At 71.2% G+C, this 22,417-nt stretch carries 21 protein-coding genes; 9 read left to right on the plus strand and 12 right to left on the minus strand.

The annotated features are described in order from the left end of the window. Window positions 1-154 precede the first annotated feature (154 nt). Together OHB49_RS19135 and OHB49_RS19140 are read left to right on the plus strand one after the other, a co-directional pair. Window positions 155-781 (plus strand): RNA polymerase sigma factor, encoded by a 627-nt coding sequence (locus OHB49_RS19135; protein ID WP_329161732.1) that lies wholly within the window; start codon window positions 155-157, stop codon window positions 779-781. Further along, window positions 778-2,211 (plus strand): maleylpyruvate isomerase N-terminal domain-containing protein, encoded by a 1,434-nt coding sequence (locus tag OHB49_RS19140; RefSeq protein ID WP_329161734.1) that lies wholly within the window; start codon window positions 778-780, stop codon window positions 2,209-2,211. Before OHB49_RS19135 ends, OHB49_RS19140 begins: the two co-directional genes overlap by 4 nt. A gap of 18 nt (window positions 2,212-2,229) precedes the next feature. On the opposite strand, the gene purU is transcribed toward OHB49_RS19140, so the two are convergent. Together purU and OHB49_RS19150 are read right to left on the minus strand one after the other, a co-directional pair. Then, window positions 2,230-3,108 carry a formyltetrahydrofolate deformylase gene (purU, locus tag OHB49_RS19145; RefSeq protein ID WP_030975594.1) on the minus strand — a complete coding sequence of 293 codons (879 nt, stop codon included), beginning with the start codon at window positions 3,106-3,108 and terminating at the stop codon, window positions 2,230-2,232. A gap of 28 nt (window positions 3,109-3,136) precedes the next feature. Then, window positions 3,137-3,583 carry an SCO4402 family protein gene (locus OHB49_RS19150; protein WP_030975592.1) on the minus strand — a complete coding sequence of 149 codons (447 nt, stop codon included), beginning with the start codon at window positions 3,581-3,583 and terminating at the stop codon, window positions 3,137-3,139. Between the two features lie 174 nt (window positions 3,584-3,757). On the opposite strand from OHB49_RS19150, the gene OHB49_RS19155 reads away from it, so the two are divergent. After that, complete coding sequence (locus OHB49_RS19155) at window positions 3,758-5,038, plus strand: ABC transporter substrate-binding protein (protein WP_030975590.1); 1,281 nt, start codon at window positions 3,758-3,760, stop codon at window positions 5,036-5,038. 91 nt (window positions 5,039-5,129) lie between these two features. Here the strand turns inward: OHB49_RS19155 and OHB49_RS19160 are convergent, their stop codons facing one another. Beyond that, window positions 5,130-6,542 carry a hypothetical protein gene (locus OHB49_RS19160; RefSeq protein WP_329161739.1) on the minus strand — a complete coding sequence of 471 codons (1,413 nt, stop codon included), beginning with the start codon at window positions 6,540-6,542 and terminating at the stop codon, window positions 5,130-5,132. A gap of 148 nt (window positions 6,543-6,690) precedes the next feature. Continuing rightward, entirely contained in the window at window positions 6,691-8,073 is a 1,383-nt protein-coding gene (locus OHB49_RS19165) for a hypothetical protein (RefSeq protein WP_030975587.1), read from the minus strand. A 338-nt stretch (window positions 8,074-8,411) separates the two neighbouring features. On the opposite strand from OHB49_RS19165, the gene OHB49_RS19170 reads away from it, so the two are divergent. From OHB49_RS19170 to OHB49_RS19180, 3 genes are read left to right on the plus strand one after another with little or no spacing between them, the layout of a single operon-like run. Then, window positions 8,412-9,068: a bifunctional DNA primase/polymerase gene (locus tag OHB49_RS19170; protein ID WP_329166541.1), complete on the plus strand. Its 657-nt coding sequence runs from the start codon at window positions 8,412-8,414 to the stop codon at window positions 9,066-9,068. Window positions 9,069-9,108: 40 nt separating this feature from the next. Then, complete coding sequence (locus OHB49_RS19175; protein ID WP_030975583.1) at window positions 9,109-9,918, plus strand: ABC transporter ATP-binding protein; 810 nt, start codon at window positions 9,109-9,111, stop codon at window positions 9,916-9,918. Beyond that, a complete protein-coding gene (locus OHB49_RS19180; protein ID WP_329161743.1) occupies window positions 9,915-11,567 on the plus strand; it encodes a transporter in 1,653 nt (550 codons plus the stop codon). The genes OHB49_RS19175 and OHB49_RS19180 overlap by 4 nt, the downstream gene beginning before the upstream one ends. 33 nt (window positions 11,568-11,600) lie before the next feature. Here OHB49_RS19180 and OHB49_RS19185 read toward each other — a convergent pair whose 3' ends face one another. Beyond that, on the minus strand, window positions 11,601-12,494 hold the full coding sequence (locus OHB49_RS19185; RefSeq protein WP_030975580.1) for an alpha/beta fold hydrolase: 894 nt from the start codon (window positions 12,492-12,494) through the stop codon (window positions 11,601-11,603). A 597-nt stretch (window positions 12,495-13,091) separates the two neighbouring features. After that, the gene (locus OHB49_RS19190) at window positions 13,092-13,784 is read right to left on the minus strand and encodes a metal-dependent transcriptional regulator (RefSeq protein WP_030926443.1); all 693 of its coding nucleotides are present in this window, start codon (window positions 13,782-13,784) and stop codon (window positions 13,092-13,094) included. A 219-nt stretch (window positions 13,785-14,003) separates the two neighbouring features. Between OHB49_RS19190 and OHB49_RS19195 the strand changes: the two genes are divergently transcribed. Then, a complete protein-coding gene (locus OHB49_RS19195) occupies window positions 14,004-14,759 on the plus strand; it encodes an SIS domain-containing protein (RefSeq protein WP_030975578.1) in 756 nt (251 codons plus the stop codon). Between the two features lie 194 nt (window positions 14,760-14,953). Here OHB49_RS19195 and OHB49_RS19200 read toward each other — a convergent pair whose 3' ends face one another. Next, window positions 14,954-16,288 carry a PAS domain-containing protein gene (locus OHB49_RS19200; protein WP_329161745.1) on the minus strand — a complete coding sequence of 445 codons (1,335 nt, stop codon included), beginning with the start codon at window positions 16,286-16,288 and terminating at the stop codon, window positions 14,954-14,956. 19 nt (window positions 16,289-16,307) lie between these two features. Between OHB49_RS19200 and OHB49_RS19205 the strand changes: the two genes are divergently transcribed. Continuing rightward, window positions 16,308-16,592 (plus strand): hypothetical protein, encoded by a 285-nt coding sequence (locus OHB49_RS19205; protein ID WP_030975575.1) that lies wholly within the window; start codon window positions 16,308-16,310, stop codon window positions 16,590-16,592. A gap of 251 nt (window positions 16,593-16,843) precedes the next feature. Here the strand turns inward: OHB49_RS19205 and pdxH are convergent, their stop codons facing one another. Continuing rightward, entirely contained in the window at window positions 16,844-17,470 is a 627-nt protein-coding gene (gene pdxH, locus OHB49_RS19210; protein WP_329166543.1) for a pyridoxamine 5'-phosphate oxidase, read from the minus strand. A 224-nt stretch (window positions 17,471-17,694) separates the two neighbouring features. Between pdxH and OHB49_RS19215 the strand changes: the two genes are divergently transcribed. Next, window positions 17,695-18,804, plus strand: coding sequence for a citrate synthase 2 (locus OHB49_RS19215; RefSeq protein ID WP_030975571.1), 1,110 nt, complete (start codon window positions 17,695-17,697; stop codon window positions 18,802-18,804). Window positions 18,805-18,836: 32 nt separating this feature from the next. On the opposite strand, the gene OHB49_RS19220 is transcribed toward OHB49_RS19215, so the two are convergent. The 4 genes from OHB49_RS19220 to OHB49_RS19235 are packed head-to-tail and all read right to left on the minus strand — an operon-like array spanning window position 18,837 to window position 22,372. After that, window positions 18,837-19,421, minus strand: a complete 585-nt coding sequence (locus tag OHB49_RS19220; RefSeq protein WP_329161749.1) for a hypothetical protein — start codon at window positions 19,419-19,421, stop codon at window positions 18,837-18,839. A gap of 13 nt (window positions 19,422-19,434) precedes the next feature. Further along, a complete protein-coding gene (locus OHB49_RS19225) occupies window positions 19,435-20,028 on the minus strand; it encodes a TetR/AcrR family transcriptional regulator (RefSeq protein WP_329161751.1) in 594 nt (197 codons plus the stop codon). After that, on the minus strand, window positions 20,016-20,750 hold the full coding sequence (locus OHB49_RS19230; RefSeq protein ID WP_329161754.1) for an enoyl-CoA hydratase family protein: 735 nt from the start codon (window positions 20,748-20,750) through the stop codon (window positions 20,016-20,018). Before OHB49_RS19230 ends, OHB49_RS19225 begins: the two co-directional genes overlap by 13 nt. Next, window positions 20,747-22,372, minus strand: a complete 1,626-nt coding sequence (locus OHB49_RS19235; RefSeq protein WP_329161756.1) for a 4-coumarate--CoA ligase family protein — start codon at window positions 22,370-22,372, stop codon at window positions 20,747-20,749. Before OHB49_RS19235 ends, OHB49_RS19230 begins: the two co-directional genes overlap by 4 nt. Window positions 22,373-22,417: the final 45 nt, after the last annotated feature.

A 22,417-nucleotide genomic window follows, 5' to 3' on the forward strand; every position in this document is an offset into this window, starting at 1 on the left:
AAATGATCACTTCAGGTCCGATTCCAACACCCTCGACGCCGCATTCCCTACCATCCAGGGCGTTCACAGTGGGCGTACTTGCCGCAAAGAGACGTGCATGGTCAGTACGGCCGACTACATTCGACGTGACGAGGGGTACAGGGCTGGGGGTCCTATGGCGAAAGACACACCACCCCGCTGGGACCGCAAGATGCAGCAACGGCTGGCACGCGGCGAGGCGGCAGCCCTCGGCGAGCTCTACGACCGTTTCGCCTCGCTCGTGCACAGCCAGGCCCACCGGATGCTCGACGACGAATCGGCCGCCGACCTGGTGACCCGCGAAGTCTTCGGTTACGTGTGGGAGAACCCCGACGCGTACGACCCCAAGCAGGGCTCGATGCGGTCCTGGGTGGCCCGGCTCACCCACCGCCAGTCCGTGCGGCGGCTGCGCGGGACGGCGCCGTCCGCGTTCGCACAGGGATACGAGGACGGGACCGACGACGGCGGCGGGACCGGCGGTGCGGAAGAGGCCGTGGCCCGGGAGGAGCTGGAGGAGCGGGTGCGGCGCGCCACGGCCGCGGCCCGCGCCGACTACATCGTCGCCTCCATGCCCGCACCGCTGCGGGCCGCGCTGGAGCTCGCGTACATCCAGCGCAGGGACTACCGGCAGACCGCGGCCGACCTCGGGGTGACCGAGGACGAGGCCCGCCGTCGCCTGCGGCTCGGACTGCAGCTGCTCTCCACCGCCAACACCCGTCCACTCGAAGGGTCCTCGCCACCCGGATACGGACGGGCCCTGTGAGCGCGAACGACGACGCGGACGGGCGCGACGACGAGGCGCAGGGCGCACGGCGCATACCGGGACCGCGGGCCGCCGCGGACGACTTCGACCTCGACGCCGTACCGCTGCCCGCCCCGCGCACGGAATCCGCACAGCAGAGGGAACCGGAGCCGGGAGCGGAGCCTGAAGCGGAACCGGAGCCCACGGATGGACCGGCGGTGCCGGCGGTGCCGACGGGACCGATGGAGCCCACGGGACGTACGACGGCCATGGGACCCCCGACACCGCCTGCCCTGGCGACCTCGCCTGCGCTGGTGCTCCCCCACCGCGTCCTCAAGTCCCTCCTCGGCGCGTGGGCCCTCGCCGCCTGTTCCGCCGAGGAGACCGAAGCCGTCGAGGCGCACCTCACCGGGTGCGCCGCCTGTGCGGACGAGGCGCTGCGGCTGCGCGACGCGGTCGGCCTGCTGCACAGCGACGGCAGCCTGGACCTCGATCCGATGCTGCGCTCCCGGGTGCTCGACGCCTGTCTGAGCCGCCGCCCGGCCAAGATCCCGGTGCCGGACTGGGCCGCTCCGTATGACGCTGAGACCGCCCGGCTCGATGCGCTGCTCCGGGACATCGGCGGCTCGGAATGGCACGCGCCGGTTCGGCTGAAGTGGTTCGAGCGTGAGCGGGCGGTCAACCGGAAGACGACGGTCGCCGGCGTGATCGGCCATCTCATGACCGTCGACGGACTGGTCAGCACGGCCCTCGGCCTGGACGATCCGCTCGGCAACGCCGCCGGCGAACGGGGCGGGAGCGACGCCGCCCCGGGCCGCGTCCCGCTCTCCCCCGGCGCGCGCACCGAGGCCTACTGGTCGGCCGCCCGGCGCCCGCCCACCCGGGCCGTCCGCGAGCCCTGGCGCGAGCAGAGCCACGCCCTCATCCGCACGGTGTCCTTCGCCGGCCGCGGGGTCGCCGAGCTCTCCGTCTCGTACGGGGACTTCGCCCTTCCGCTGCAGGACTCCATGCTGGACCGGGCCTTCGAGTGCTGGGTGCACGGCGGCGACATCGCGGACGCGGTGGACTATCCGTACGAGGCCCCGTCGGCCGCCCATCTCCACCGGATGATCGACCTGGCCGCGCGGCTCCTCCCGGCCGCCCTCGCCGGACGCCGCCGGGCCGGGCTCGCGGGGCCCGCCCGCCATCTGGTGACGGCCGGTTCGCCGGGCCGTTCGCTCCATCTGGAGATCGAGGGCTCGGGCGGCGGCGACTGGTACATCGCGCTGGACTCCCCGGCCGCCCTCGGCTCACCCGCCCACGCGGTCGCGCAGGTGGCGCTGGACGGCGCCGAGTTCTGCCAGCTGGTCGCGGGCCATGTGTCGCCCGTCGAGGCGGCGGCCGGGCAGGAGGGCGACCGCGAGGCGATCCGCGACGTCCTGTTCGCCGCGGCGTCCCTCAGCCGCCTCTGAGCCGTACCACCGGCCGCGCTACGCGAAGATCACCGTGCGTCGGCCGTTGAGCAGAATGCGGCGCTCCGCGTGCCACTTCACCGCGCGGGCCAGCGCCTGGCACTCCACATCGCGTCCGATCGCGACCAGCTCGTCCGGCGTCACGCCGTGCCCGACCCGCTCGACCTCCTGCTCGATGATCGGCCCCTCGTCGAGGTCGGCGGTCACATAGTGCGCCGTCGCACCGATCAGCTTCACCCCGCGGGCGTGCGCCTGGTGGTACGGCTTCGCGCCCTTGAAGCTGGGCAGGAAGGAGTGGTGGATGTTGATGATCCGGCCGCTGAGCTGCTTGCAGAGATCGTCCGAGAGGACCTGCATGTAGCGGGCGAGGACGACCAGCTCGACGTTCTCCGCGCGCACCAGCTCCAGCAGCTGCGCCTCCGCCTCCGCCTTGTTGTCCTTGGTGACCGGGATGTGCCGGAAGGGGATGTCGTACGAGGCGACGAGCTCGGCGAAGTCCGTGTGGTTGGAGACGACGGCCGCGATCTCGACCGGCAGCGCCCCGATACTGGCGCGGAAGAGAAGATCATTGAGGCAGTGGCCGAACTTGCTGACCATCAGCACGACCCGCATGCGCTCCGACGGCCGGTGGATCTGCCACTCCATCCGGAACGAGTCCCCGACGGCGGCGAAGCTGGCCCGCAGCTTCTCCACGGTCACCGGGGCGTACGCCGAGAAGTGGACGCGCATGAAGAAGAGACCCGTGTCGTGGTCACCGAACTGCTGGCTGTCCTCGATGTTGCAGCCGGTCATGAAGAGATAGCTCGACACGGCGTGCACGATGCCCTGTCTGTCCGGGCACGAGAGGATGAGGACGTACTGCTCGGGGGTGGTCTCAGCAGGCTGCGGCGCGGTCATGTCCGTAGCGTGCCACACCGACCACGGTTCAGGCGGTCCTGGTCATGATGCGGAGCACGTCCAATGAACGCGGCGGAACGTCCGGGTCCTCGCCGTCGTTCGTGGCGAGCAGCACATGGGCCTCGCGGGCGGCCCGTACGGCCTCCGGCCAGCCGTGGTGCTCCAGATAGGCGGACACCGGGGCATCCGCGCCGATCTGGTGCATGATGCGCAGCACCCGCAGCACGGCGACGTCGACGAGAGCGGCCTCGCCGGAGTCACGGAAGACCGTCCCGACGTATTTCTCGGCGGACCAGTTGTCCAGCCAGGTGTCCTCGACCAGGCGGTACACGGCGTCGGTGATGTCGCCGTACCCTTCCCGGCCGGCCAGCCAGCACTCGTGGTGGAAGACGGGGTCGGAGAGCATGTGCAGCGCCGAGCGCACGTTGCTGCGCCAGCGCCACCAGGGAACGTCATTGAGCGGCATGCCGCCCATGGTGGAGGAGCGACGGCCGCGACGGGAAGTGTTCTCCGAACCTTGCTGCACGGTTGTCGATCGTACGTTCCCTGCCGCCGGGCATGCATCGGCCCCTGTAATTCACCTGGATGTCACCGAGGGTTGAGCGAAGCACACATCTGCGTTACCCGGAGCGCGGAAATGTTCATGCCCATGACCGGATGGCGACGCCTCACCTCCCCCCGTCCCTACAAACTCCTCACATGTACGGCGGCGGTCGGGGCCTTGCTGATGACCGGCTGTGGCGTGCTGCCTGGGGCCCCGGGGGACTCCAGGGAGCCCGTCACCGTCATGACCTGGGCCCCCAACGGCTCCACCGGCCCCGATACGGCGAACATGGCCGGCATGACCGCGATGGCGCGGGCGTACGCGCGCTGGGTGAACAACAACGGTGGGATCGACGGCCACAAGCTGCTCGTCGTCACATGCAACGAGGGCGACACCCCGGTCGGAGCGGGGAACTGCGCCCGGCAGGCGGTCAAGGAGAAGGCGGTCGCGGTCGTCGGCTCGTACAGCCGGCACGGACAGGCCTTCATGGCGCCGCTCGAGGTCGCCGGGATCCCGTACATCGGCGGCTACGGCGCCTCCGAGGAGGAGTTCAGCAGCTACGACTCGTACCCGGTCAACGGCGGTCAGCCGGCGCTCCTCGCGGGCAACGCCAAGCAGCTCGCCCGCGGTTGCGAGCGGGTCTCCGTGGTGCGGCCCGACACGCTGGGCGGCGATAACCAGGCGTGGCTGCTCAACACCGGCCTCAAGGAAGCGCAACGGCCGGCTGCGACGGACGTCCGGGCCGCGGAGGCGGCGACGTCGTACGACGAGGCGGCCGGTCAGGCGCTGCAGGGGGCCGGAACGGCCGACGGGTGTGTGACGGCGGTGCTCGGGGACCGCACGGAGACGTTCTTCGACTCCTTCCGCCGGCTCGAACCGTCGTACGGGGACGTACGGATCTCCTCCGTGCTCGGCAGTGTCGACCAGCCGCTGATCGACCGCACCGGCGGCCGGGAGAGTCCCTTCGAGGGGGCGTACGTCGCCGGTTGGTACCCGGACGCGGGGGACGCCCGCTGGGACGAGATGCGCGAGGTGATCCGGAAGCACGCCTTCGGCGACAACCGGATCGACCCGGACGACACGGGCGTCCAGACGACATGGATCGCGTACACGGTGCTGAAGGAGATCGTCGCGGCGATCGACGAGCCGGAGATCACCGCGGGCAAGCTCACGGTTGCCCTGAACCGGGGCGCCAAGGTGGACACCGGCGGGCTCACGCCGGTGCTGAGGTGGCGGTTCGAGGACATGCTGGGGTCGTCGGCGTACCCGCGGATCGTGAACCGGAAGGTGACGTTCCAGGTGGTGCGGAAGGGGCGGCTGGTGGCGGAGAACAAGGGATTCGTGGACGTGACGAAGACGTTGGCGGACGCCAGCGCGAAGGGGTGAGGGGCGGGGAACAGGCCCGCCTCCCTGCCCCATACCCGGGGGCTGCGCCCCCGGGCCCTCTCCTCGAACGCCGGAGAGGCTGATCTACGGATCAGAGATCGGTCGACGATCGCCGAGTCAGCCCGTACTTCGTCGCGATCGAGTTCCACAGCCCTGACGCCTGCTGCTTCGCCTTGCTCGCCTCACCGCTCGCCCGGTCGGCCTGAGCCTTCTCGGACGTCGCACGAGCCTTCCCGTGCTTGCACACCTTCTTGCCGTTCTTGGCCTGGCGCGCCCACGCCGCGTAGTGGGCGTCGGCGGAGGCCGATGCCTGCCAGGCCTTCGTGAGCGCCTCGGTCAGCTGCGCGTGGTCGGGAAGCTTGTCCACGGACAGCCCCTGCAACCGTGTCACCAGCTCGCGGCGCTGCTGAGCGGCGCCCTGCAGATCCGTGACCGCCTGGTCCAGGTCCGTGCATGACCCGGTCTTGGCGACGGCCCCGATCACGGCGGAACGGCTGTTGTTGCTGTCGGCCAGCAGCTTGTCGAGAGCCTCGGCCTGCGGCTTCGCCGGGTCGGCGGCCGCCTGCGTGGAGGGCTGCGCGGCGGGTGAGCTAGCTGCGGCCACCGGCTGCTTGTCGTCCTTGCCCTTGTCGTCGCCGCTCATCAGCGCACCCGCGCCGAGCCCGATGATCGCGCAGCCGACGACGACCGCTGCGATCAGCGGGACGTGCGACGGCTTCTTGCGCTGCCCGGCCCGCCCCTGCGGCGGTTCGCTGTGCTGCGGCTGCTGCGGCTGCTGGAACGGCGGCTGCTGGGCGCCTCCGTACGGCGCGGCCTGCCCCGGGTCGAACCGGGGCATCTGCTGCGTGGCGCCTGCGGGCTCCTCGCTGCGGAACAGGTTGTCGAACTCGGCGGGCGGCTGCCGCTCGCCGGGCGTCCCGGGTCTGATGCTGTACGGAGCGCCGCCGGGCACCGGCGGCATGTACTGGGTCGCCTCGGCGTCGGAAGCCGGTGCGGGCGGCTGGGTGTGGGCCAGGAACTGGGTGGCCTCCGCGGGGCTCTCGGGTGGGAGACCGCCCGGCGCGGGACCGGCCGGCACCGGGGCGATGTACTGCGTGGCATCGGCGTCCGCACCCGCGCCCATGCCCGGCACGACCTCCGGGGGCAACGGCTGCGCATACGGCTGGGGCAGGGGCTGCCCCTGGGGCTGCTGTCCGTACGACGGCTCCTGGCCGTACTGGCCCTGCTGGCCCTCCTGGCCCTGCTGGCCGTACTGGTGCTGGCCGTGCTGGTGCTGGCCGTGCTGGTCGTACTGGCCCTGCTGGTCGTACTGGCCGTGGCCGTACTGTCCCTGTGACGCCTGAGGCCCCCAGGGCTGGCCCCACGGCTGCCCACCCGCCGGAGCGGCCTGGTCGGCCGCTCCGCCCGGTATCCAGGGCTCTCCGCCACCTGCGGGCAGCACGACACCTTCGTGCGTGGGCCGTACAGCAGGGAGCTGCTCGTCACCCTGTCCGCTCTGCGTCACCGGGACTCCTACGTGTAAACCTACGGAATCGTCGGCCCACGCTATCGGGTGGCTGCCACCCTTTGCCAAGCGCCCGTTGTCGCTCACCGCCGCTTCACCGGGGCAGTAACACACAGCGCCCTCACGGCGCAGTTAACGGGCGCCCCGGTCAGGCCGCCTGGAGTTCGAGTCGCGCCCCGAACTCCCGTACCGCCGGCTCGTCCCCGTACGGCACGAGCCTCTGCTGCAGATCGTCCAGATACTCCGTGCCCCGGCTGGACCGCACCGTCCCCAGCAGCTCCATCGCCTGCATTCCCGTATGACACGCCTGCTCGACCTCGCGCAGCTGCACCTGCGCCGTCGCGAGCAGCACCAGGCCGATGCCGCGGCGGCGGGCCCGGGACTCCGGGTGGCCCTCCAGGGACTCCGTCGCCCGGCGGACGGCCGCCTCGGCCTGGCCGAGGTCGCGGTGGCAGTGCGCCAGCTCGTCGGCCAGATAGGCGTGGTCGAAGTGGGCGATCCACGCCGGGTCGTCGCCCGTGTCGGGATCGGCTTGCTCCAGGGCCGTCAACGCCCGGCCCGTCACCTGCTGGCAGGTGCGGACGTCACCGAGCAGGGCATGCCCGCGGGCCTCCGCCGCGTAGAACATCGCCTCGGCGCGCGGGGTGACCCGCCCCCGCGCCCCCTCCTGCGCGGCCCGCGCCAGCTGCGCGATCTCCCGTGGGTTGCCGAGCTGGGCGGCGAGATGACTCATCGAAGCGGCCAGTACATAGCCGCCGTACGCCCGGTCGCCCGCGGCCTGCGCCAGCCGCAGCGCCTGGATGTAGTACCGCTGGGCGAGCCCGGGCTGCCCCGTGTCGACCGCCATGTAACCGGCGAGTTCGGTGAGCCGGGCGACGGCCGCGAACAGCTGCCGCCCGACCGTTTCGCGGTACGCCCCCGCGAGCAGCCCGGAGACCACGCTGTTCAGGTAGTGCACCAGCACCGGCCGGACGTGCCCGCTGCCGAACCGGTGGTCGAGGTCGACCAGCGCGGCCGTCATCGCCCGCACCGCCTCGACGTCCGACATCCCGACCCGGGCCCCGGCGGCCCGCGCCACCTGCGGGTCGGCGGCGGTGATCAACCAGTCCCGGCTGGGCTCGACCAGCGCCGACGACACGACCGCCGAACCGGACAGGAAGTCACGGCGGCCCACATCGCTGCGCCACAGCTCGCAGACCTGCTCGATGGCGCCGGTCACGGTCGGTGCGAACTGCAGGCCGACGCCGGACGCCAGATTCTTGCCGTTGGCCATCCCGGTCTCATCGATCGTGACCGTGCGGCCGAGCTTGCGGCCGAGCGCCTCGGCGATGATTCCCGGTGCCCGGCCGCGGGGTTGCTGTCCGCGCAGCCAGCGGGCCACGGAGGTCTTGTCGTACCGGAGATCGAGGCCGCGCTCCGCTCCGACCATGTTGACGCGGCGGGCCAGGCCCGCGTTGGAGCATCCGGCTTCCTGAATGAGTCCCTGGAGCCGTTCGTTCGGCTGGCGGGCGACGAGAGGCCTGGCTGCCATGTTTTCCCCCTGAGGCCGCAGTGATCGATGGGGAGATCACTGCCCGGCAATTGCACAAGAAATGCACACATACATCGTGTTGGTCGTTTCACGTTGTTCAGGGTGTTCGCGTACTCATCGTGGCGTTGTGCGTTCTTGGTACGTATTCGTCTTGGGCGAACTGTTCCGGATTCCCCCCAATGGCTACCCGCCCATCCACGCACCGCCTCATGCGCGCCCCCGTCCATGCATCCATGCGCCCCATATGCGGGATCGGTGCACCGTGGCCGCGTTCACCACGCCCGTAACCCCAGGTGGTTGCGGCAGTTGAGGTGTTCGTGGAAGAGCCCATCAAAGTCATGGAAGCCGCACAGATCCCCAAGCAGCGAGGAGAACAACTGCTCGACGCCGCCGTGCGGTACACGGAAGAGCGGCACTGGGACGTGTTCCCCGGCACCTGGCTCGAGGCGGTGGGAGGGGCGGAGCGATGCTCGTGCGGAGAGGCCGGCTGCGCCTCTCCCGGCGCCCACCCCAACCGGCCCGACTGGGCGGGCCGGTCGACCGGCAGCGGCGCCGCGGCCCGCCGGATGTGGTCCGAGTACCCCACGGCATCGGTCCTGTTGCCCACCGGGCGCACCTTCGACGCGATCGACGTACCGGAGTCGGCCGGTTTCCTCGCGCTGGCCCGGATGGAGCGGATGAACCTGCCGCTCGGCCCCGTCACCTGCACCCCCGACCGCCGGATGCTCTTCTTCGTACTGCCCGGGGCGGCGGCCAAGGTGGACGACCTCGTACGGAAGCTGGGCTGGAGCGCCGCCGCGATCGATCTGTCCGGCCGCGGCGACGGCGACTACGTGGCGGCGCCGCCGACCCGGGTCGGCGGGCGCGGTGCGGTGCAGTGGGCGCGCCGCCCCACCCCCGCAAACCGGTGGTTGCCGGACGCGGCGGAGGTCATCAGCCCGCTCGCGTACGCCTGCGGGCGGGAAGCAGCCACCGCGCGCGCACGCCTTTCGTAGGCTGTCCACCACATACGGGGACACCGAAAGGCAGTGCACCATGTCGGACCGGACGGAAGCGGAAGCGAGCGGGGCGGTGACGGCGCCGCCCGCCGTTCGCGTGCAGGGCCTCTGGAAGCGGTTCGGCGAGCAGACCGCCGTCGCCGGGATCGATCTGGAGCTGCCCGCAGGGAAGTTCATCGGTCTGGTCGGGCCCAACGGCGCGGGAAAGACCACCACTCTGTCGATGGTCACCGGCCTGCTCCGCCCCGACCACGGGACGATCGAGGTCGGCGGGCGCGACGTCTGGCGCGACCCGGTGGACGTCAAGGCCAGGATCGGCGTCCTGCCGGAGGGGCTGCGGCTCTTCGAACGCCTCTCGGGACGCGAACTCCTCGCGTACACCGGCCGATTGCGCGGGCTGCCGGGCGCCGAGGTCGACAAGCGTGCCACCCAGCTCCTGGACGTACTGGATCTGGCGGGCGCCCAGCACAAGCTGGTCGTCGACTACTCGACCGGCATGCGGAAGAAGATCGGGCTCGCGGCGGCTCTGCTGCACAACCCCGAAGTGCTCTTCCTCGACGAGCCGTTCGAGGGCGTCGACCCCGTCTCGGCACAGACCATCCGCAGGGTGCTGGAGCGGTACACCGGCTCCGGGGCGACCGTCGTCTTCTCCAGCCATGTGATGGAGCTCGTCGAGTCGCTGTGCGACTGGGTGGCCGTCATGGCGAACGGCACGATCCGGGCCCAGGGCACCCTCTCCGAGGTGCGCGGCTCGGCGTCGTCGCTGCAGAACGCGTTCCTCGAACTCGTCGGTGCGGGCGGCCGGGACACCGGCGAGTCCCTCGACTGGCTGGGCGGCACCCGATGAGCGTGCTCGACACCCCCGTCATCCCCGCCCCCCGCCCCTCGGACGGCCGGGGCGGTGAAGGACTCGTCTCCGTCTTCGTACGGCTCAAGCTGACACTGCTGCGCAACGGGCTGCGGCAGTCGTCGGGTCGACGGGCCGCCTACATCTCGTCCGTCGTCGTCACCCTGCTGATCGCCGCCGGCCAGGTCATCGGGCTGATCGCGCTGCGCGGCAACGCCCACGCAGGCTCGCTCGTGGTGCTGCTCACGGCGGTGCTGGCGCTCGGCTGGGCGGTGATGCCGCTGTTCTTCCCCAGCGGCGACGAAACCCTCGACCCGAGCCGGCTGGTGATGCTGCCGCTGCGGCCGCGCCCTCTGATCGGGGCGCTGCTGATGGCGTCCCTGATCGGCATCGGGCCGCTGTTCACGCTCTGCCTGGCGGTCGGTTCGGCGTTCGCGGTGGCGGAGGGGGCGGCGGCCGTGGTGTTCGCGGTGGTGGCCGCGCCGCTGACCCTGCTGGTGTGCGTGGCGCTGGCCCGGGCCGTCGCCACGGCCAACACCCGGCTGCTGACCTCCCGTAAGGGCCGCGATCTGGCGGTGCTCAGCGGGCTGGTGATCGCCGTCGGCATCCAGGTCGTCAACTTCGGTGCGCAGCGACTCGGCCGGGCCGGCGGGCTGTCCGCGCTCGACCCGGCCGCGGACGTGGTGCGCTGGCTGCCGCCGGCCTCGGCGATCGGTGCGGTGGACTCCGCGGCCCAGGGGTCGTACGGCCGGGCCGTGCTGCAACTGCTGCTCTCCTTCGCGGCATTGGGCGCGCTGCTGTGGCTGTGGCAGCGGAGTCTGGTGAAGCTCATGACCGCCCCGGACGGTTCGACGCTCGCCGCCGCGGAACCGACCCGCGAGAAGTCCGCGACGGCCGGCTCCCGGATCTCCACGCTGCTGCCCGAGGGGCGCACGGGGACGGTGATGCGGCGGAGTCTGCGGTACGTCGCACGGGACCCGAAGACCAAGGCGGCCTGGGTGACGGCGCTCGCCATCGGTCTGATCGTGCCGCTGCTCAACGCGGTGCAGGGCACCGGCTCGGTCTACTTCGCGTGTTTCGCCGCCGGGATGCTCGGCATCCAGATGTACAACCAGTTCGGGCAGGACACCTCCGCGTTCTGGATAGTGGCGCTGACGATCTCCTCCACCCGGGACGCCTACCTCGAACTGCGGGCGCGGGCGCTGGCACTGCTGGTGATCACCCTCCCGTACACGATCCTGGTGACCGTCGTGACGGCGGCGGTGCTCGGGGACTGGGCGGCGCTGCCGGGCGTCACGGGTCTCTCCTTCGCCCTGCTGGGCGCGATGCTGGCGACGGGCGCGGTGGCGTCGGCCAACTTCCCGTACTCGATCCCGCAGGACGGCGCGTTCAAGAACGTGGCACCGGGGCAGGCCGGGCTCGCCTGGATCTCGATCTTCGGCGGCATGGTCTCGGCGGCGGTACTGTGCGCGCCGGTGATCGTGGCGACGATCTGGCTGCATCTCGCCGATGCGGAGGACTGGTTGTGGCTGCTGGTGCCGGTGGGTGGCGTGTACGGGACGCTGATCGCCTGGGCGGGGCTGCGGCTGGCGGCTCCCCGCACGGCGAACCGGCTTCCGGAGATCCTGGCGGCGGTCAGCAAGGGGTGACCTGAGCGGGTCCGGCCGGGGGCGCGGCTGTCGTTACGAGGAGACGGGCTCGCGGTCGTCCTGGGGGTCCTCGGCGAACTGTTCGAGGAACGGCTCGACCGCCGCCCGCCAGCCCTCCGGCTGGTCGTAGTGGACGAGATGACCGGCGTCCGCCACCTCCGCGTACTGCCCGCGCGGCAGTACGCGGACCATCTCCTGGGCCTCCGCCCGGCCCAGTTCGCCGTCCAGGCCACGGACCACCAGCGTCGGGCACCGGACCTGCGCCAGCTCCTCCCAGTGCGCGTCGTGGACCCAGGTCGCGCGGGACTGGAGCATCTGGCGGCGGGAGAAGACCGGCCGCCAGCCGTCGGCCCGCTCGGCCATCACCTCGGCGAAGAACTCGCCGCGGGACGGGTTCGGCCGCTCCACCCAGGGGTCGTCCTCGCCGAACCACTTCCGTACGTCGGAGAGCGTCGCGAACGGCAGCGGCCAGGACTTGAACCAGTCCTCCCACTCCCGCTGCGAGGCGGCGCCGAGCGCGGAGGCCCGCATGTCGCAGATGATCAGGGCCCGGACGAGATCGGGGCGCTTCGCGGCGAGCTGCCAGGCGGTGAGGGCGCCCATCGAGTGGCCGACGACGGTGGCGGGGCCCAGGCCGAGCTGTTCGATCGCCTCCTCGGCGTCGGCGACGTACGCGTCCCGCGTGTACGGGCCTTCGGCCGGCTTCTCGCTGCGGCCGTGCCCCCGCTGGTCGAGGCCCACGGCCCGGTGCCGCTCGGCGAGCCAGCGGGTGGTGGGGGCCCAGTGGGAGGCCCGGCCCATCAGTCCATGGAGCAGTAAGACCCCGGGGGCGCGCTCGCCTTCCGTACGCCCTTTGGGCGGGTCGGCGAACTCCCAGGCCGCGAGGCGTACGCCGTCGGATCCCGTCACATCGATGCGCCGCACCATATGTCCTGGCACCCCCTTCTGGTCCTCGATCACCGCTCGCTCACCGTGCGGTCGCGTCACGCCAGACTATCGAACCTTTATTCGAACAACGGGTTCCGGCTCGCAACACCCCTCGTTCGAGTGACAGCCCCCAAGGATTGACGTCGGCCCCGGCGGGGAGATCTTCTTCGGGAGGCGGACCACTCGGGGATGAGGGCCCGCGGGGACCGACCTTGAGAGCTCGGGGCTCCAGGTCGGAACAGGGGAGGACAGGCCCCGGCGCCGCGCGGCGCCGGGGCCCTCCCATGCCAGGGGGGCGTGCGGGACGCTCCGCGCCGGAGTGCGGTCGGCCGGGGCGACCGGGCCTGCGGGCGCCGGAGCGCGTGCGGGCGGAGCCGGCCACCCGGGCGCAGTCGTCGAGGCGGCCGGGCTCGTGACAGTCACCTTCTGGTGCACATGCCAGTACGACGGGCGCATCTCCTGCTCCCTCCCCGACCGCGCGGCCAGGCGACCGCCACTCTCAGGTATGCCTCAGCCACAGCCTGGCACGCGATCCGCCCGAGCGCTGCAATTCCGGACGGAAAAACGGAAAGCGGACGTTACGCTTCAGTATCCCGGTCAGCGCTTGGCGACGAAGACGTGCGAAGCGACCTCGGCGTCCAGCTCCGCCGCCTCGCCACTGCTGCCGACCAGCACCCCGCCGGGCGACTGGGTCACGCTGACCACGGAGCCGGGCTGCACACCCGCCCGCCGCAACGTGTACATCAGCTGGGCGTCCGTCTGGATCGGCTCACCGATCCGCCGCACCACCACGGTCTTGCCCTCGGCTCCCGGGTCGAGCTCCGACAGGCTGACCATGTCCGCGTTCAGGAACGGGTCGGCCTCGGCCTTCTCGCCCAGCTCCTCCAGGCCCGGGATCGGATTCCCGTACGGAGACTCCGTCGGGTGCCGCAGCAGCTCCAGCACCCGGCGCTCCACGGCCTCGCTCATCACGTGCTCCCAGCGGCAGGCCTCGGCGTGCACCTGCTCCCACTCCAGGCCGATCACGTCGACGAGCAGGCACTCGGCGAGCCGGTGCTTGCGCATCACCCGCGTCGCCAGCCGGCGGCCCTCCTCCGTCAGCTCCAGATGCCGGTCGCCCGCGACCTGCACCAGCCCGTCGCGCTCCATGCGCGCCACCGTCTGGCTGACCGTCGGACCGCTCTGGTCCAGCCGTTCCGCGATCCGGGCGCGCATGGGGACGACGCCTTCCTCTTCGAGTTCGAGGATGGTGCGGAGATACATCTCCGTTGTGTCGATCAGTCCGGACATTCGTGCCCCTCGATGCTGTGACATGAAAAACGCCGTCAACGCCATGCGCTGGCCCTCAGCCAATTCTGACGCATACCTCCGACAACCGTGCCGCGCCGACCGAACCCTGGACCGCGCGTGCGGACCCGGGCGGTATTGACAGGTCACTGGTCCAGACCGCAACGTGATCCGCGGCACGGACACCCCACGGTCACCCACCCCGCCGAAAGGGCCTCCTCGATGAGCGACAGCAAGCTGGCCGGTCAGTTCCTCGACGCAGCGATCGGCCTGCTGGAGCGCGTACGCGACGAGGAGTCCGGCAACATCGCGGCCGCCGGGACCGCGATCGCCGACACCGTCGCGGCCGGCGGCCGGCTCTTCGCGTTCGGCGCCGGCCACTCGTCGCTCGCCGCCCAGGACGTCGTCTACCGGGCCGGCGGTCTGGCCCTGATGAACCTTCTCGCCGTGCCCGGCACGCTCGGCGTCGACGTGATGCCCGCGACGCTCGGCTCGGCGCTGGAGCGGGTCGACGGTCTGGCCGGTGCCGTACTGGACTCCAGCCCGGCGCGCGCCGGCGACCTGCTCGTGATCATCTCGCTCTCCGGGCGCAACGCGCTGCCTGTCGAGATGGCACGGGACGCCCGCGCGCTCGGACTGACCGTCGTCGGCGTCACCTCGGTGGCATACGCGGACGCGACACGGTCGCGGCACAGCTCCGGCGGATTCCTGCGGGACCACTGCGACATCGTCCTCGACAGCAAGATCGCGATCGGAGACGCGGAGCTGACCGCGGAAGGCATCGAGGCGCCGTTCGCGCCCGCCTCGACGGTGGTCACCAGCGCGCTGATGCAAGCGATGATGGCGGCGGCCGCGGAGCGGCTGGTGGAGCGGGGGATCGAGCCGCCGCTGCTGCGGTCCGGGAACGTCGACGGCGGGCACGAGTGGAACGGCCGCGTGATGACGGAGTACGCGGACCGGATCTTCTACCGGCAGTAGCGGAACCGGCGCCGCGCCCGGCACGCACCCTCGGCCGATGCGAGCGGGCACCCGGCACGCACCAGCACCCGGTACACGCACCCGCGCTCAGCGCCGGAGCGCCTCCGCCAGTGGGACCCGCGACGCCCACCGAGCCGGGTAGAGACCGGCCGGCAGACCCGTCGTGGGCGATTTCACCCCTGGTCGGGCCTGGCTCAGCCGCCCAGTACCTGAGCCAGGTCCACCGCGCCCGCCACCCGGACCGCAACGCTCTCCGCATACGCCGCGTCCGGGCGCTCGAAGGCCGTGCGATGGGCCGCCCGCAGGAACGTCACCACACCCAGCGTCCGACCCCGGCTGCGCATCACAGCGCACAACGCGTGCACCGAACCCTTCGGCCACTGACGCTCATCTGCCCAAGCCTCCACACCCGGACCGGCACTCGACCGCACCGAACCCGTCCGGTCCACCGCCTGCAGCGCCGGATGCCCCGGCGCATACCGCAGAGGAAGGCCGCCGCCGGCCACCGGCAGACACGGACCCGGGGCATCGGCCGGCGTCGCCGCCGCCCGCACCAGCCGCTCCCCCACCAGCACATCGATCAGCACATGGTCGGCGAAACCCGCCAACGCGAAATCCAGATACGACGTCGCCGCCTCCATCGGGTCCTCGCACTCGGCCGCCGACCGGCACGCCCGGTACAGCTGATTCGACCGGAACCGCACCCGGTCCGCCTCCTGCGCCGCCAGCTTCTCCGCCGTCACATCCTGGAACAACCAGCCGACCCCCAACGGCACCGGCTCCTCCGCGAGCGGCGACGCCAGCTGCAGAAACCCGCTGCGCCAGCAGCGCCGCCGGTCCCCGTCCGCCGACCGCAGCGTCACCCACAGCTCGGTGGGCGCGGGCGGCTGCCCCTCGGCCAGGACATGCTGCAGCGCACCCTCGAGCTCCTCCACCCCCTGTACGACCAACTCGGCGAGCGGACGCCCCAGCAGCGTCGTACGCCCACCGCCCAGCGCCCGCGCCGCACACGCGTTGACGACCGTCGGCCGCAGATCCACATCGACGAGGACCACACCCCACGACGCGTCCTCGAACAGCGCCTCACTCAGCGCGATCGACCGCTCCAGATCGATCTGCGCATGCACCTCGCTGAACGCGCAGTACACCCCGGCCGGCTTCCCGTCCGCACCCCGGACCCCGGCGGACTGCATCCGCACGAGCACCCGCCCGCCGTCCTTGCGCAGCAGAGCGAACTCATGCACCTGACGCCCCGGCGCATCCATGGCCGCCATCAGCCGCCCCTGCACCTCACCCACGTCCGCACTGCGCACCGCCCACCCCGCGAACCCGGGCCGCCCCACGGCCTCCTCGGCCGACCAGCCGAGAATCCGCTCCGCCTCACGGTTCCAGTGCGTGATCGTGCCGTCCGCGCCGAACGCACAGAGCGCCGCGTCCATCCCGTCGAGCAACGCCGCAAGCAGCTCCGACCCGGGGATCGGGTCGGGGCCGAGGGCATCAGTGGTCCCACTGCTCGTGGAAGCGCTCATCCCGGACCCCCTGCAGGACGTGTCCGCCATTGCCGCACGTCAGACCATTGAACTCGAACGTGACCCAGCACACATCGACTTCCAGGAAATCCGCCCCGTTCCCGGCGCCGGCGACTTCGTCCACGCCGCCATGCCCAAGGGCAGGTGGGCAGGCACTTGGACCGGGCGCATCTCCGTCCGCGCCTCCGGGAAACACAGCCTCAGCACGCCGGTGGGCCGCTGCACCGTGTCCCACAGGAACCTTCGGCTACTGCAGCGTGCCGACGGATACGCGTACAGCTACCGGCAGGAAGTCACCGAATAAATGGGTTGAGACATTCGCCGAGGGTTCCTAGGCTGCTGCCAGCGAAGAAAGGAGGTGTTCCGGAAGTGATTTCTTCTCGGACTCGTGAGGTGACTGCGGGCTGACGCCCGTTGTCGCGCTCTTTGCAGTGCAGGCCGGTCATCGGCCAATCCCAAGCAGTCACCGACCCGCAGGCTCGCCGGTAAGTCCGGCCGGCTCCTCCGCAAGGAGGAACCAGAGCCTGCGGGTTTCTGCATGCGCGGAGGGGCTTGCTACGGGCACAGGCGCTCGACGCGCCAGCCGTCGCCCTCGCGTACGTACCGCAGCCGGTCGTGCAGCCGGTTCTCGTGGCCCTGCCAGAACTCGATGGTCTCCGGTACGACGCGGAAGCCGCCCCACTGCGGGGGTGCGGGGATGCGTTCGCCCTCGGGGTAGCGGGCCGCCAGTTCCTCGTACCGGTCGATGAGCTCCTGGCGGGAGTCGATCACGGCCGACTGTTCGCTCGCCCAGGCGCCCAACTGGGAGCCGTGGGGGCGGGTGCGGAAGTAGGCGACCGTCTCCTCGCGGGCGATGCGGGCCGCGCTGCCGGTGACGACGACCTGGCGGGCCAGCGGGTGCCAGGGGAAGAGCAGCGAGACGTACGGGTTGGCGTCCAGTTCGCGGCCCTTGCGGGAGTTGTAGTTGGTGAAGAAGACGAAACCCCGGGCGTCGTACTTCTTCAGCAGCACCGTGCGGGAGGACGGGCGGCCGTCGGGGGTGGCGGTGGAGACCACCATGGCGTTCGGCTCATAGACCATTCCACCTGCGGCGATCTGCCGGAACCAGTGGGCGAACTGATGCATGGGGTCGGTGGCGAGCGTGTCCTCGGTGAAGGCCTCGGAGCGGTACTGCTCGCGCATCGCGGCCGGATCGGTGGCGGCATCGGAAGGGGAATCTGCGGTGGGCACGGGGTCATCCTGCCGCAGCGGCCCAGTTTGCCCGGCGAGGAGGGGTGTCAACCTCGCATCGGTAATGCCGGGGGCTGTGCGGGATGTCACGCTTCCCCGCGTCGTGGGAACCCGCCAATATCTTGGGGCAGGCCAGTGTGGCCTCCGTACAGCCGCCGATTCGAGGGAGCCGCATGATGTCCGACTTCGTACCCGGGCTCGAGGGAGTCATCGCGTTCGAGACGGAGATCGCCGAACCCGACAAGGAGGGCGGTTCGCTCCGCTACCGCGGGGTCGACATCGAGGATCTCGTGGGTCATGTGTCGTTCGGGAACGTGTGGGGTCTGCTGGTCGACGGGGCGTTCAACCCCGGTCTGCCGCCCGCCGAGCCGTTCCCGATCCCGGTCCACTCGGGTGACATCCGGGTCGATGTGCAGTCCGCGCTGGCGATGCTCGCGCCGGTGTGGGGTCTGAAGCCGCTGCTCGACATCGACGAGGAGACCGCGCGCAACGATCTGGCGCGGGCCGCCGTGATGGCGCTGTCGTACGTCGCGCAGTCGGCGCGCGGGCAGGGGCTGCCGATGGTTCCGCAGAGCGAGATCGACAAGGCGCAGTCCGTCGTCGAGCGGTTCATGATCCGTTGGCGCGGGGAGCCGGATCCGAAGCATGTGAAGGCCGTCGACGCGTACTGGACGTCGGCCGCCGAGCACGGCATGAACGCCTCCACGTTCACCGCGCGGGTCATCGCGTCGACGGGAGCCGATGTGGCGGCGGCGCTGTCGGGTGCGGTGGGTGCGATGTCGGGGCCGCTGCACGGCGGGGCGCCGTCCCGGGTCCTCGGGATGATCGAGGAGATCGAGCGGACCGGTGACGCGACCGCGTATGTGAAGAAGGCCCTGGACAAGGGTGAGCGGCTGATGGGCTTCGGGCACCGGGTGTACCGGGCGGAGGACCCGCGGGCGCGGGTGCTGCGGCGTACGGCGAAGGAGTTGGGCGCGCCGCGGTTCGAGGTCGCGGAGGCGCTGGAGAAGGCGGCGCTGGAGGAGTTGCACGCGCGGCGTCCGGACCGGGTGCTGGCGACGAACGTGGAGTTCTGGGCGGCGATCATGCTGGACTTCGCGGAGGTTCCGGCGCACATGTTCACGTCGATGTTCACGTGTGCGCGTACGGCGGGCTGGTCGGCGCACATTCTGGAGCAGAAGCGGACGGGCCGGCTGGTGCGGCCGTCGGCGAGGTATGTCGGGCCGGGGCCGCGTGATCCGCGGGCGATCGAGGGGTACGAGCAGATCACGGATCTGGGCAACTGACGGTCCCGGTGCTGCGCAAGCCCGGCGTCCGCCTAGAGCTTGCCGCGGAGAGTGATGGTGCGGTGTCCGCCGAGGCGGCGCCGCACCTCCTGTTCGAAGCCGTAGGTCAGCTCCGCCCAGTTCCAGAAGGTGAGGCCGAGCTGCCCGCAGGCGTAGTAGTTGTCCTCCCAGCTCCAGCGGTCGATGCCGGAGGGCCGGCGGCAGGAGGGGCACTCCACGGCGCCTTCGCCGCCATCCGCCCAGGCGCCGAGCCGGCCCGCGAACGGGGCCCAGGCGGTGTCGACGGGGCACCAGGTGTCGTCGACGAGGCGGATCTCGGTGGCGCAGAGCGGGCAGGTGGCAGCTCCCGCGTCGCCCTGGCCGCTGTCGAAGACGGTGCGTCCGGTTGCAACGTGGAGACCGTTGCTCCACAGCTCGACCGGTTCCGGGTCGTCGACGGCCTTGGCGTGGTTCGGACCAGGTGCGTTGCCGTAGCCGTCTCCGTCGAGGACGCAGTCGGTGCGCTCGGGGCTGACGATTCCGTCGGCGATCAGCCAGTCGAGGAGCCCGGCGCCGAGTTGTGCGGCGTTCTGCTCGGTGGCGTCGAGGTCGACGATCGTCTGGAAGTGGTCACCCACAGGTCCCCCAAGGTCAGTCGAGTGCGTCGTCCACCAGTGCCGCCCACTGTGCCACGACCCTCCGGCGCCTGGCGGTGTCGTCGGTCAGTACGTTGGCCAGGCCGAGGCCGCGGGCCATGTCGAGGAGGCCCTGGACGGTTTCGCGGGTGCCGGGCCGGGATTCGTCGGCCTTCAGGAGTTCGACGGCGATGCGGTGGGTCTCGCGGCCGACGCGGGCTTCGAGTTCGCTGACGCGGGGGTGCAGTGACGCCTCGTTGGAGGCGGCGACCCAGAGCTGGAGTGCGGCGCGGAACAGCGGTCCTGTGTAGAGGTCGACGAGGGCGGCGACGACGGCTGTGCGGCCTTGGACGGGCAGGGTGCGCAGGGCGGCGGAGCGTTCTTCGGCGACGTATTCGACGGCTGCGGTGAACAGGTCCTCGCGGGTGGGGAAGTGGTGCTGGGCGGCGCCGCGCGATACGCCTGCGCGTTCGGCGACGACGGAGACCGTGGAGCCTGCCCAGCCGTGTTCGGCGAGGCAGGCGACCGCGGCTTCGAGCAGCCGTCGGCGGGTGGCGCGGCTGCGGTCCTGCTTGGGGGTCCTGTCGGTGGGGGGCGTCACAACACCCATGCGGGGTCCCGTCGTTCGTGGAAGGCCGTCATCCCTTCCCGTGCCTCGGTGGAGGCGAAGAGTGCTGCCGAGCGGGCGATGAGGTCTTCGGCGTGCTGGTCGAAACTTTCCCGCACAGTAGCTGTGACCAGCTCCTTCGACGCTGCCAGCCCCTGTGGTGAGGCTCGGCGCAGTCCGTCGAGTACGGGTATGAGCGCCTTGTCCACGTCGTGGGCGGCGAGGGTGATCAGGGAGATCCGGGCGGCTTCGGTCGCGTCGAAGCGTTCTCCGGTGAGGTAGTAGCGGGCGGCGGCGCGTGGGTCGGTGCGGGGCAACAGGGGCAGGGAGATCACGGCGGGGGCGAGGCCGAGCCGGGATTCGGTGAGGGCGAAGGTGGAGGCGGGTCCGGCGGCGGAGATGTCGCAGGCGGCGAGGAGTCCGAGTCCGCCCGCCCGGACGTGTCCGTCGACGCGGGCCACCACGGGTTTGGGCAGGGTGACGATCTCCCGCATCAGGGCGACGAACGCTTCCGGGTCGGGGGGTGCGCCGAGGTCCGCGCCGGCGCAGAACGTGTTGCCCGTGTGGGTGAGGACCACGGCCCGTACGGTGTCGTCCTCGCCGTATCGGGCGAGGGTTTCGCGGAGTTCGGCGACGAGCCGCGCGGAGAGTGCGTTGCGGTTCGTCTGCGAGTCCATCCGTACGGTGGCGATGCCACGTTCTCGGCCGGTGCGGACCAGTTTCATGCTTCTGCCGCCTTCTCGATGGCTTCTTCGTCGGTGTTTTCCCGGTCGCGCAGTTCGCGCCGGAGGATCTTTCCGGAGGTGGCGCGGGGTACGGCGCCGATGAATTCGGCCCGCCGGATCTTCTTGTACGGGGCGACGCGCTCGGCGACGTACGCCATGACGTCGTCGGCGGTGAGGTCGTCGGGGGCGACTCCGGCCTGCCGGACCAGATATGCCTTGGGGACTTCGTTGCCGTCGGTGTCGTACACCCCGATGACGGCGGCGTCCGCGATCGACGGGTGGCCGAGCAGCAGGGCTTCGAGTTCGGCGGGGGCGACCTGGTAGCCCTTGTACTTGATGAGTTCCTTGACCCGGTCGACGACGTGGAGCCAGCCGTCGGCGTCGACGCGGCCGATGTCGCCGGTGTGCACCCATCCGTCGGCGTCGATCATGTCGGCGGTGGCCTCGGGCCGGCCGAGGTAGCCCTTCATCACCTGCGGGCCGCGGATGAGTACCTCGCCGTCGGTGTCGATGCCGGCGTCGCGGTCCGGGTCGTCGAGGGAGACGATCCGCATCTCGGTGCCCGGCAGGAGTTTCCCGACGGCGCCGGGCGGCGGGTTCTCGGCGGCGAGCGGGACGACGTGGGTGCCGGGCGAGAGTTCCGTCATGCCGTACGCCTGCCGTACCGGTGGCAGTCCGAGGCGCCGGGAGCAGGCGGCGGCGAGTCCTGCGTCGAGCGGGGCGGCGGCGCTGACGATGTACTCCAGCGAGGACAGGTCGTACTGGGAGACGACCGGGTGTTTGGCGAGGGCCAGGACGATCGGCGGAGCCACGTACAGTCCGCTGATCCGGTGCTTCTCGATCGCGGTGAGGAACTGGACGAGGTCGAAGCGCGGCAGGACGACGACGGTGGCGCCGAGCCGCAGCGGGGCGTTCATCAGGGCGGTCAGCCCGTAGATGTGGAAGAACGGGAGGACGGCGAGGATCCGGTGGCCGGGGTTCATCGGGATGAACGGCCGCAGCTGCTCCAGGTTGGTGGCCATGGAGCGGTGGGTGAGCATGACGCCCTTGGGTGTGCCGGTGGTGCCGGAGGAGTACGGCAGTGCGGCGATGTCCTCGGCCGGGTCGATGGTGATCTGCGGTTCGGGGGCGGTGGAGCCCAGCATGTCGAGTACGGAGGTGTGTCCGTCGGCCCGGTCGCAGACGAATATCTCCTCTATGCCGCCGACGAGTTCGGCGGCACGGCGGGCGGTCTCGAGGAGCGGGGAGACGGTGACGATCCAGCGGGCGGAGGAGTCGCGGAGCTGTTTGGCGAACTCCTCCGCCGTGGCGAGGGGGTGCACGGTGGTGACGGTGGCGCCCGCCCGGGTGGCTCCGAAGAACACGGTCGGGTAGGCGAGGGTGTTGGGGCTGTGCAGGGCGACGACGTCGCCCTTCCGGACCCCGGTGGCGGCGAGCGCCGCCGCGATCCGGCGGTGGAATGTGTCGAGCTGCCGGTAGGTGAGCGTGGTGGTGTCGTCGGTGCCGTCGATCAGGGCGACCGTGTCGCCGTAGGTGCCGGCGGCCTGTCCGAGGACCGCGTCATGGATGGGGAGGTCGAGCGGCTGGACGTCTGCGTACTCGCTGCGGAACACGTTCACCATGGCGGGTCCCTTCGAACGGCGGCTGGAGGGACAGAGTCCCCTGTG

The organism is Streptomyces sp. NBC_01717 (assembly GCF_036248255.1).
Classification (GTDB): Bacteria; Actinomycetota; Actinomycetes; order Streptomycetales; family Streptomycetaceae; genus Streptomyces.

Excerpts from the sequence above, each read along its gene's own strand:
- pdxH (WP_329166543.1), bottom strand. The coding sequence starts at position 17,470 with ATGCGCGAGCAGTACCGCTCCGAGGCCTTCACCGAGGACACGCTCGCC.
- OHB49_RS19165 (WP_030975587.1), bottom strand. The coding sequence starts at position 8,073 with ATGGCAGCCAGGCCTCTCGTCGCCCGCCAGCCGAACGAACGGCTCCAG.
- OHB49_RS19180 (WP_329161743.1), top strand. The coding sequence starts at position 9,915 with ATGAGCGTGCTCGACACCCCCGTCATCCCCGCCCCCCGCCCCTCGGAC.
- OHB49_RS19135 (WP_329161732.1), top strand. The coding sequence starts at position 155 with ATGGCGAAAGACACACCACCCCGCTGGGACCGCAAGATGCAGCAACGG.
- OHB49_RS19185 (WP_030975580.1), bottom strand. The coding sequence starts at position 12,494 with ATGGTGCGGCGCATCGATGTGACGGGATCCGACGGCGTACGCCTCGCG.
- OHB49_RS19150 (WP_030975592.1), bottom strand. The coding sequence starts at position 3,583 with ATGGGCGGCATGCCGCTCAATGACGTTCCCTGGTGGCGCTGGCGCAGC.
- OHB49_RS19190 (WP_030926443.1), bottom strand. The coding sequence starts at position 13,784 with ATGTCCGGACTGATCGACACAACGGAGATGTATCTCCGCACCATCCTC.
- OHB49_RS19195 (WP_030975578.1), top strand. The coding sequence starts at position 14,004 with ATGAGCGACAGCAAGCTGGCCGGTCAGTTCCTCGACGCAGCGATCGGC.
- OHB49_RS19215 (WP_030975571.1), top strand. The coding sequence starts at position 17,695 with ATGTCCGACTTCGTACCCGGGCTCGAGGGAGTCATCGCGTTCGAGACG.
- OHB49_RS19230 (WP_329161754.1), bottom strand. The coding sequence starts at position 20,750 with ATGAAACTGGTCCGCACCGGCCGAGAACGTGGCATCGCCACCGTACGG.
- OHB49_RS19170 (WP_329166541.1), top strand. The coding sequence starts at position 8,412 with ATGGAAGCCGCACAGATCCCCAAGCAGCGAGGAGAACAACTGCTCGAC.
- OHB49_RS19200 (WP_329161745.1), bottom strand. The coding sequence starts at position 16,288 with ATGAGCGCTTCCACGAGCAGTGGGACCACTGATGCCCTCGGCCCCGAC.
- purU (WP_030975594.1), bottom strand. The coding sequence starts at position 3,108 with ATGACCGCGCCGCAGCCTGCTGAGACCACCCCCGAGCAGTACGTCCTC.
- OHB49_RS19155 (WP_030975590.1), top strand. The coding sequence starts at position 3,758 with ATGACCGGATGGCGACGCCTCACCTCCCCCCGTCCCTACAAACTCCTC.
- OHB49_RS19175 (WP_030975583.1), top strand. The coding sequence starts at position 9,109 with ATGTCGGACCGGACGGAAGCGGAAGCGAGCGGGGCGGTGACGGCGCCG.
- OHB49_RS19225 (WP_329161751.1), bottom strand. The coding sequence starts at position 20,028 with ATGGGTGTTGTGACGCCCCCCACCGACAGGACCCCCAAGCAGGACCGC.
- OHB49_RS19235 (WP_329161756.1), bottom strand. The coding sequence starts at position 22,372 with ATGGTGAACGTGTTCCGCAGCGAGTACGCAGACGTCCAGCCGCTCGAC.